The sequence below is a fragment of the Desulfogranum marinum genome (genome assembly GCF_016918565.1).
GTDB lineage: Bacteria > Desulfobacterota > Desulfobulbia > Desulfobulbales > Desulfobulbaceae > Desulfogranum > Desulfogranum marinum.
Genome location: NZ_JAFFQD010000077.1, coordinates 1 through 9,059, shown reverse-complemented (window position 1 = coordinate 9,059; position 9,059 = coordinate 1). Strand labels below are relative to the sequence as shown.

At 51.3% G+C, this 9,059-nt stretch carries 9 protein-coding genes and 2 pseudogenes; 10 read left to right on the top strand and 1 reads right to left on the bottom strand.

The genetic code is table 11. The features are described 5' to 3' along the window. From JWH17_RS22250 to JWH17_RS22215, 10 genes and pseudogenes are all read left to right on the top strand, one after another. On the top strand, positions 1-716 hold a 716-nt coding region (locus JWH17_RS22250; protein WP_205224904.1), incomplete at its 5' end, for an RNA-dependent RNA polymerase family protein. A gap of 393 nt (positions 717-1,109) precedes the next feature. Beyond that, on the top strand, positions 1,110-1,652 hold the full coding sequence (locus tag JWH17_RS22245; protein WP_205224903.1) for an ester cyclase: 543 nt from the start codon (positions 1,110-1,112) through the stop codon (positions 1,650-1,652). Between the two features lie 233 nt (positions 1,653-1,885). After that, entirely contained in the window at positions 1,886-2,884 is a 999-nt protein-coding gene (locus JWH17_RS22240; protein ID WP_205224902.1) for a hypothetical protein, read from the top strand. A 445-nt stretch (positions 2,885-3,329) separates the two neighbouring features. Then, the gene (locus tag JWH17_RS22235; RefSeq protein ID WP_205224901.1) at positions 3,330-4,484 is read left to right on the top strand and encodes an efflux RND transporter periplasmic adaptor subunit; all 1,155 of its coding nucleotides are present in this window, start codon (positions 3,330-3,332) and stop codon (positions 4,482-4,484) included. Further along, on the top strand, positions 4,481-5,176 hold the full coding sequence (locus tag JWH17_RS22230) for an ABC transporter ATP-binding protein (protein ID WP_205224900.1): 696 nt from the start codon (positions 4,481-4,483) through the stop codon (positions 5,174-5,176). The genes JWH17_RS22235 and JWH17_RS22230 overlap by 4 nt, the downstream gene beginning before the upstream one ends. Beyond that, positions 5,076-5,876: pseudogene (locus JWH17_RS24925) on the top strand (ABC transporter permease); the annotation flags it as partial. The gene JWH17_RS22230 and the pseudogene JWH17_RS24925, both read left to right, overlap by 101 nt. 168 nt (positions 5,877-6,044) lie before the next feature. Continuing rightward, a complete protein-coding gene (locus JWH17_RS24920; protein ID WP_438941068.1) occupies positions 6,045-6,371 on the top strand; it encodes an ABC transporter permease in 327 nt (108 codons plus the stop codon). 9 nt (positions 6,372-6,380) lie between these two features. Next, a complete protein-coding gene (locus JWH17_RS22220) occupies positions 6,381-7,580 on the top strand; it encodes an ABC transporter permease (RefSeq protein WP_205224898.1) in 1,200 nt (399 codons plus the stop codon). Between the two features lie 319 nt (positions 7,581-7,899). Next, positions 7,900-8,048, top strand: a pseudogene (locus tag JWH17_RS24915) (transposase); the annotation flags it as partial. A gap of 493 nt (positions 8,049-8,541) precedes the next feature. Beyond that, positions 8,542-8,703, top strand: coding sequence for a hypothetical protein (locus JWH17_RS22215; protein ID WP_205224897.1), 162 nt, complete (start codon positions 8,542-8,544; stop codon positions 8,701-8,703). Between the two features lie 174 nt (positions 8,704-8,877). On the opposite strand, the gene JWH17_RS22210 is transcribed toward JWH17_RS22215, so the two are convergent. Next, a partial coding sequence (locus tag JWH17_RS22210; RefSeq protein WP_205224896.1) for a hypothetical protein occupies positions 8,878-9,059 on the bottom strand: 182 nt, incomplete at its 5' end.

Genomic DNA, 9,059 nt, shown 5'->3' with positions numbered 1-9,059 from the left:
TCGCCGAAGGGCAGGGCATTGGTTGGATCGTATTGCGCGAAAGCAACCTGACCTGTTTGCTCATTGGAGATTACTCTATGCAGCGGCTGGATGATAGGAGCCGGATGAGCGGAGACGCTCATGTCCGTTTCTGTGAGAGCCTGAGGGGGAAGTTCCCTCGGGCTACTCGACTTGTGGTCTGTTTTCAGTACAAGGCAGATGCAGAACGTTTTCGGGATGAACTTGGGCAACGATTGGGCAAATTTAGCCTTGAGGTAGAGCCGACCAAGACCAAAGTGATGGAGTTTGGCAGGTTTGCCGTTCAAAATGCTGCAAAAAGAGGAAAGAGACCAGAGAGCTTTGATTTTCTAGGCCTCACCCACTATTGCTCCACAAGACGGAATGGCACGGGGTTTCGAATGAAGCGGGTTACTGCCCGCAAGAAGTTTATCGCTAAGCTACAAATTTTTAAAGAGTGGCTGAAGAAGTCCAGGACCTTGAAGACCAAGGAAATCTGGGCAATAGCCGCTTCCAAATTAAGGGGCCATTACAACTACTACGGTGTTACCGACAACTATCGTGGTATTAGGCGATTTGAACACGCCGTGAAAAGGTTGCTGTTCAAGTGGCTGAACCGTAGAGGAAAAAGAAGCTGCCTTAATTGGGAAAAGTTCAACGTAGTGCTAACGCGATTCCCCCTCCCTAAACCACGAATAATGGTCAGTATGTTCAGATGATCAGTGATCCTATGTGAGGAGCCGTGTGCGTAAATAGCGCAAGCACGGTTCTGAGAGGGGCCGGGGACAATAGTAGGAACAGAATGAAATAGCAGGCACGTAGTAGCCGCGTGCGGCAAGGCGTCAATAAAAGACTCGCTGTGGATAACTGCTCTTCACTAAAGGAACCGGTCTACTCGACCTTTGATTGAGATAATTTTTGTTAAGCATTTTTTTTGAAGTATCTTTGGCTGCAGCTGTACAGTGGATAATGTCAAATTGGAGCAGGCTGGGTAATTGGTGCAGGGATTTGTAACATGAATATTATCCTGTTAACTTTATATCCAGGAAGGTTGTCATTATATAGAGCAGGAAACAGGATAACTTGATAGCTGGACATCATAGGAAACAATTATGAAAAATGTAGGACTGGTTATATCTATTACCCTATTTAGTGTATTCATGTTTAGTGGAAGTCCGTGTCAGGCAGAACAGAAAAGCCACTCCTCTTCTGTTGAAGAGCACAATAAATCGGTTGTGCAACGATATTTTCAGGATGTCCTTGACGGAAAACAGTTTGATATTATGAACGAATTGTTTACTACAGATATTATGATGCACAGACCTGAAGGCGTACTATCCAATCTTAGTAAAATTCAACCGTTGTTTCAATCAGCGCTCTCACCCCATACCTTCAAGACAACAATCCATGACATTTTTGCATCCGGCGATCGCGTTTTTGTGAGATTAAGCCACCAGATGACTCATTCTTCTGTTAAAGCTCTCTTGCGCAGCAGAATTGGTAAATTTGATGTCCGCGGAAAAACAATACATTGGGATGCAATGGTAATTTTTCGCCTTGAAAACGGGAAAATTGCTGAAGAATGGGTATCTCGTGATGAGCTTGGAATGCTTATGCAAGTTGGTAAACTCCAACTTAAAACTTCTCGCTGGTAGAATGATGGACATTCTTAAATTCGATTCCGGATTCTAAAAATGCGCTAACAAAATAATTTACGCGGACGGAAAATAGCTCCGCAAATCTTCGAATAGCTCGGCGGGTCGCAAAAGTCTCGTCGCCGCCGGTTATCCAAACCGTTCGACAATTGCAACGACAAAGCATTTTTTATAAAGATACAACCTGTCACGACTTGATAAAATAGTCCATAAGCCATTTTTGAAATTAAAAAATGAACAATTTTACAAAAGCAGACTCAGCATCCCTATATGGCTTTGTTCATTTGGGACATCAAACGTACCTTGCTCAAGGAGCAATCCTACGATCAGTGCCTGAAGGGATCGCTATTGGCCATAACAGTGCTGTATTGGAAAATTGTGTCCTTATGGGACACCCTGAATTGAAAACAGCGGTGGGCCGCAAAGTCGTTTTTGGACACCGAACCCTTATCATTGGCGCTACGGTTGGCGATTTGTGTGAAATCGGCAATGGTTGTGTTTTGATGCCAGGTTCCACCCTTGGAAGTTGTTGTATCTTGGGCGAGGGAACTCTTATTCCAGAGGGCATGGTCGTTCCTGAGCATTCAGTGGTGGTGGGGCGACCCGGGCGAATCATTCGGTCGTTAACAGAGGAGGACCAGGCCATGATCTCGCGAATGCGAGGAGGCGATATTTCCTTGTCCGAGAGAGCGGACCAAATTGTTCAGTTGGTATTAACGGAAGGAAAACCTATGGGAAAAGTATATTCGTATAAAAACAAATCACCTCAAATCGCAGACACAACATTCCTTTTTGATTCTTCAGAGATCACCGGCGATGTGATTATTGGAGAACATTGCGTTATTGGAGCAGGGGTGAAAATCATTGGGGATTCTCATGGTCCCGTTCGAATAGGCAATCACGTTCAAATTTTAGAAAATACCGTTCTACATCTTTTACCTGATAATCAATTGATTCTTGAGGACCATGTCATTATTGGTCCCGGTTGTATGATTCATGGTTGTGAAATTGGAGAGTGCACGGTGGTAGAACCTGGAAGCATCGTTTGTGATTCCAGCAAGGTTGGTAAACATTCCATTGTTAAGGCAGGAACCCTTGTGAAACAGCGAGCCACCTTTCCGGATTATTCTATTTTAGAGGGATTCCCCGCAAAACAGAATGACACTTTAACCCGCTCTCCGGAAAAGCCAAAATGGACGTTCAACTTTAATGATTTGCGGACTTTGCAATAGGACACAGTCGAACGAGCAAAAAGGGGACAGGTATATTTTCTTATAAGCTCAACCTTGCTTTCGACTAGTATTTAAGTTCCTGGCATCGCGGCAGTAACAGGGCTTACATACAGGGAATTTGCACCCCATAAGTTCACGCCCATGCCGGGCGTACACAAAAAACTGGACCCGACATAGTAAACATCACAACCAAGCTACACTTGCTTGCGCTGCCCACGGCGCGGGTCAGCACCGCGATTAGACGAAAAAAATCACAACATATTAAATGTAATGGCATTAAAATTGTGGGTAATTGTAGGATTTATAATTACATTAAACCTTTGAGGTTTATCCACTACTTATCTAAATGGAGGTGAAGGGCAAATAACAAAAAGAAAAAAAGGGTCCCCCATTAAAAGGCCCTCGCCATTGCCAGAATTCAAGAGGAAAGCACCATCTCAAACTCATGAAAAAAGCCTATTTGCTCAGCATTTCGATCATTGCTGTCGGCCTCTTTTTCGGCTACCGCTACCTGACCAGGGAAAAGCCGATCAATGTTACGGCACAGACGGTGGACAGCGGTGTGGTGGAGGCTACGGTAGCCAATACGCGAGCCGGTTCGATCAAGGCCCGCAATCGAGCCAATTTGACTCCTGCGACAGGCGGCCAGATTGCCACCCTCAACGTGCGTAAGTCGGATGTGGTCAAGGCAGGGCAGGTATTGCTCACCCTGTGGAACAAGGATCTGCAGGCGCAATTGCAATTGGCCAAAAGCGAGGTGCTGGTGGCTGAGGCCACGGTTCGAGAAACCTGTCTGATGGCCGATCTTGCCCAAAGGCAGGCCAAACGGCAAAAGGAATTACGCGGGACCCGCGCCACCTCTGAAGCCAGGTATGATGAGGCAGTTGCCGCAGCCCAGGCCCGGAAAGCAGGTTGCGAGGCAGCCAAGGCCCGGCGAGCAGTCAGTGTGGCCCAGGTGGAGGCAGCCGACGCCATGGTGGAGCGGACTATTCTCACCGCCCCCTTTGACGGCATTGTTGCCGAAGTCAACGGGGAGATCGGCGAATATCTCACCCCTTCCCCGCCGGGAATCGCCACCCTGCCGGCGGTGGACCTAATCAATATGCAATCGCTCTATGTCACGGCACCCATTGACGAGATCGATGCCGCCCAGGTACGGACAGGCATGGAAGTTCGAGTCAGTCTCGACGCCTTTCCCAAACAGACCTTTCCGGGCCGCGTGCACAGTATTGCCCCGTATGTGCTCGAAGTGGCCAAACAGGCACGCACTGTGGAGATCGAGGCTGATTTTACCGAATATTCCGCACCGGAAAATCTGCTGGCCGGCTACAGTGCCGATGTGGAGATTATCATCGATACCCGCGCGGATGTCCTCCGCATCCCCAGCGAGGCGGTACTGGAAGAGAGCTATGTCTATCGTGTCCAGCCGGAAAAGAACCGCATCGAGCGCCGAAAAATTACCACCGGCCTGAGCAACTGGAAGTTTACTGAAGTCACTTCGGGCCTTTCCAGGGGCGATCGGGTGGTGACCACCATTGACCGCAAGGGACTGGCCGACGGGGTGCTGGTCCAGATGGAACAGCAGGCAGCCACGCCATGATCGAACTGCGTGAAGTCAGCCGTATTTTCAACGTGGGGGGGCAGGAGGTGCGGGCCATGGACCGGATATCTCTGACCATAGAACTGGGCGAATACCTGTCGATCATGGGGCCTTCCGGCTCCGGCAAGTCGACCCTGCTTAATATCCTGGGCCTGCTCGATACCCCCAACAGCGGTACCTATCTCCTGGAAGGGATAAATGTCACCAGCCTCAGCGACAATCAACTGGCGGCCACCCGCAGTCGCAAAATCGGTTTTATTTTTCAGTTTTTTCATCTCATTCCCCGCCTCACTGCCCAGCAAAACATTGAGCTGCCCCTGCTCCTGGCCGGAGTACCGAGCAAGGAACGGCAGGCGCGCAGCACCCGTCTGATCGAGGCCTTCGGGCTGGCTGCCAGGAGCAATCATCGCCCGGACGAACTCTCCGGAGGGCAGCGCCAGCGGGTGGCGATTGCCAGAGCTGTGATCAACGAGCCTGCGGTGCTGCTGGCCGACGAACCCACCGGGAACCTGGACCGCCATTCCGGGGCTGAAATCGTCGAATTAATGGAAGGGCTGAACAGCAAGGGCCTCACCTTGGTGGTGGTGACCCATGATCCGGAAATCGGCAGGCGGGCCAGGCGCCAGGTTCGGGTGGTGGACGGCCAAATCGCAGCCGATAGCCTCCGTGGAGCCAGCCATGCGGCCCCTTGACACCATTGGCTTTGCCATGCATAGCCTCGGCAGCAATCGGGTCCGTACCCTGCTGATGCTGCTGGCCATGAGTATCGGCGTGGCCTCGGTGGTCTTGCTAACCGGCATCGGCAACGGTGCCCGTCTGTACATTGTTGATCAGTTTGCCTCACTGGGCACCAATCTGGTAATCGTTATTCCAGGACGCACGGAAACTGCTTCCAATACCCCGGCCACCCTGGTGGGCGAAACCCCGCGCGATCTTACCCTGGGCGACGCCAGAGCGCTTATGCGGGGTGATACCGTCCGCCGATTGACCCCGGTCAATATCGGCGAATTGAGCATCGCCTGGCGGGGCAAAGAACGACAGGTGCCGCTGATTGGTTCCACGTCGCAAATCCTTGAGATTCATCATCTCACCATGGAGCGAGGTGTTTTTCTTCCTGATGAGGATATGGAAATAGCCCGGCCTGTCTGCGTAATCGGTGCCAAGGTCTATCGGGAACTGTTCGGCACGCAGAACGCGCTGGGGGAAATGGTACGGCTCGGCGGGTTCCGCTGCCGGGTTATCGGCATCCTCGGCTCGGAGGGACGCTCCCTGGGGCTGGATACCGAAGAACTGGTGATAGTGCCGGTGGCCTTTGCCCAGATGCTGCTCAACACCGAGGGCCTGTTCCGTATCCTGATTGAGGCCAAGGATCTGGATGTCCTGGATCGCCTGAAGAAGCACATCAGTTCCACCATTGCCAAACGGCATTATGGCGAGGAGGATGTGACCATCATTACCCAGGATTCGGTGCTGGCCACGTTTGACAAAATCTTCCGAGTGCTCACCCTGACTGTGGCCGGCATTGCCGGGATCAGCCTGGTGGTGGCCGGAATTCTGATCATGAACGTCATGCTGATGGCGGTCGCCCAGCGGACTGCGGAAATCGGACTGTGCAAGGCCCTGGGTGCCAGTCAATTGCAGATCATGCTGCTAGTGGTGACCGAGGCCCTGCTGCTCTCCACCATCGGCGGTTTGATCGGGATGACGCTCGGTTTCGCCGGTTCCTGGCTGGTTGTTCAGTTCTACCCGACCCTGCAGACTACCCCGCCGCCCTGGGCCATTGCCGCCGCCCTGGGTACGGCCCTGGGCACCGGGTTTATTTTTTCCCTGCTGCCCGCCCGTCGGGCCGCCCGCCTTGATCCCATCCAGGCGCTGGCTAAACACTGAGGCGAGCCTATGGATCTCTGGGATCAGGTACATTTCGTCACCACTTCCATCCGGGCCAAACGGCTGCACTCGTTCCTTACCGGTCTGGGTATTGCCGTGGGCATTGCCGCGGTCATCCTGCTCACCTCTATGGGCGAGGGGCTGCAGCGGTTTGTTCTGACCGAATTCACCCAGTTTGGCACCAATCTGATCGCCATCAATCCAGGCAAGGTCACCACCATGGGCACGTCCCTCGGGGTAATTGGTTCCGAACGATTGCTCACCCTGGATGACTGCGATGCCTTGGCGCAGATCCCCCGGGTCGAGGCAGCGGTGCCCTTAGTCCAGGGCAATGCCGAGGTCAAGGCCAATGGCCGCACCCGGCGGATCACTATTTACGGAGTTGGGCCGGATATGGATCGCGCCTTTCGCATGCAGGTGAAAAGCGGTCGCTTTCTGCCGCCGGACGATGCCCGCAGTGCCCGGCCCTATGTGGTGCTTGGCTATAAGACCCGGCAGGAACTGTTTCCCGGTCGGAATCCACTGGGCCAGCGTATCCAGATCGGCAACCAGCCCGGGCGGGTCATCGGGGTGATGGAATCCAAAGGGCAGATCCTCGGCTTTGATATGGATGACACCGTGTACATTCCAGCGGTACGGGCATTGGATCTGTTCAATCGCGACGGCTTGATGGAGATCGATGTCCTCTACCAGGAAGGCGCGGACGCCGATGAAATGGCGGCGGCTATCAAGCGGGTGCTGCTGCAGCGCCATGGCCAGGAGGATTTCACCATCACCACCCAGCAACAGATGCTTGATGTGCTCGGTTCGGTGCTGGGCATGCTCACCGTGGCGGTGGGAGCGTTGGGCGGCATTTCTCTGCTGGTGGGCAGTGTGGGCATTTTCACGGTAATGACCATTGCCGTGCGCGAACGGACTGGTGAAATCGGCTTGCTCCGCGCCCTGGGGGCGACGCGCGCGCAGATCCTGCTGATCTTTCTCCTGGAAGGAACCCTGCTCGCGGCCCTCGGCGGGGCGGCCGGCCTGGCTGCGGGGCTTGCCTGTGCCTTGCTCATCCACACCTTTGTGCCGCTGCTGCCGGTGCATACCCCGTGGAGCTTTGTCTTTTTGGCCGAGCTACTGGCCATGGGCATCGGCGTTGTTGCCGGCATCATCCCCGCCCGGCAGGCCGCCGGGCTTGACCCTCTGGAAGCATTACGCTCTGAATAACAGGATAACGGCTAGCACATTCAGCTTTTAAATTACAGTACGGTGATTAGCATTGGCACGAGAACATAAACCTTAAAAATCAAGTGGGCTCTTTACGTCCTTCTTTGGCGTACTTTTCACCGCATGGGTATAGATCATGTTTGTCCGCACAGCTGAAGAAGGAAGAAGGAGGTCGGACCAAAGTAATCATTTGTTTTGGCGTTATAAAATTCATCAAGACACCCATCTTTCATCCTTAAAATTTTCTTTTTTTACCCCCAAAAAAAACCTTCTAAAAAAATATTCTTTTACTGCAAAACAACTAAAACAGATTCCTTTTATGCCAGGAATGCACAGACACTACCTTCCCGGACTCGCCCGGCACATCACTCACAGGTGTCATAAGCAAGAATTTCTGCTCCGTTTTGAAAAAAGACAGGAAACGATGGCGTCACTGGCTTTTTGAAGCAAAAAAAACGATACGGCTTGTGAATACTCAACTATATCATGCGTGTTTCCAGCAAGAACATAACTACTGTGTGGAGGCATAATTACAAACTGATATTAAAAAAAGAAAGAGCCTTTGGAGTGAATCAATTGCTGTCCGAAGCGAGAACTTTGCAAAAAAGATACACCAGAAAGTTGGCTTACGAGCGAAAGGGCGCTCGATTGTCTCAGAAAAAGAAGGAATTGTTCTGAAGGAGGCTTCAGCTCCTTACAATAGCCTTTTTAGGGATAAAAAGAGTACTGTAAGGCCAGACAATAGCTATTTCATTGATTTAAACATCAGTAATTCAGCACGATAGCCTGGTCCGACCCGGTTAAAACTGTTCACCTTGGCGCGATACCTGACAGTTCGTATTGATTGGGCCAATTCGTTGTCAGAGAAGTTGAGGGGTGGATAAATCCCCCGAAGAATTACCGGCACTTCGCAGATCAACGTTATTTAACCAATATTCAAGCAGGTTACTCGGACAAAGTGATGCTGTTGAGAAACCCCAATTATCTTGATGTGGTGCAGTGGATGTGGCGACACATATTGGTAAGCTATGGCATGACAATATATCGAAACAAGCTGGGTAAGGTCGGAAAGAAAAGGGTTAATGAGGAAGGCATGCCCAAGTCTTTTGGATATTTTGCCTGAAACACTTGTCAGGAGATTATTAGTGACTACCCCAAGCAGATTATCATGTTGCTACAGACTAATGTCTCTATGAAAAAATGCCTGACCTGTACCTAAAAGATAAAAATGACGTACAAAAGAACCCTGGATTGGTGACCTCTGCACATTGGTTGAATCTCAACTTTCGGGGTTGCCTCATTTTACTGTTTTACCGTTTAAAACAGCGGTGCACGCCTGGTGTGAATTCAGGATATCAACAGCCGTCCCCATGATTACATCGATCATTGATGAAATTATTTGCTCCGAGAATTCTCCTGTAGATCGTATTGCATCCATGACCAGGGCCAACAGGCGCTTCATCGATTCCAGCAGGCTGA

Coding starts and splice junctions, on each gene's coding strand:
- JWH17_RS22220 (WP_205224898.1), top strand. CDS start 6,381: ATGGATCTCTGGGATCAGGTACATTTCGTCACCACTTCCATCCGGGCC.
- JWH17_RS22235 (WP_205224901.1), top strand. CDS start 3,330: ATGAAAAAAGCCTATTTGCTCAGCATTTCGATCATTGCTGTCGGCCTC.
- JWH17_RS22245 (WP_205224903.1), top strand. CDS start 1,110: ATGAAAAATGTAGGACTGGTTATATCTATTACCCTATTTAGTGTATTC.
- JWH17_RS22230 (WP_205224900.1), top strand. CDS start 4,481: ATGATCGAACTGCGTGAAGTCAGCCGTATTTTCAACGTGGGGGGGCAG.
- JWH17_RS22240 (WP_205224902.1), top strand. CDS start 1,886: ATGAACAATTTTACAAAAGCAGACTCAGCATCCCTATATGGCTTTGTT.
- JWH17_RS22215 (WP_205224897.1), top strand. CDS start 8,542: ATGCTGTTGAGAAACCCCAATTATCTTGATGTGGTGCAGTGGATGTGG.
- JWH17_RS24920 (WP_438941068.1), top strand. CDS start 6,045: ATGAACGTCATGCTGATGGCGGTCGCCCAGCGGACTGCGGAAATCGGA.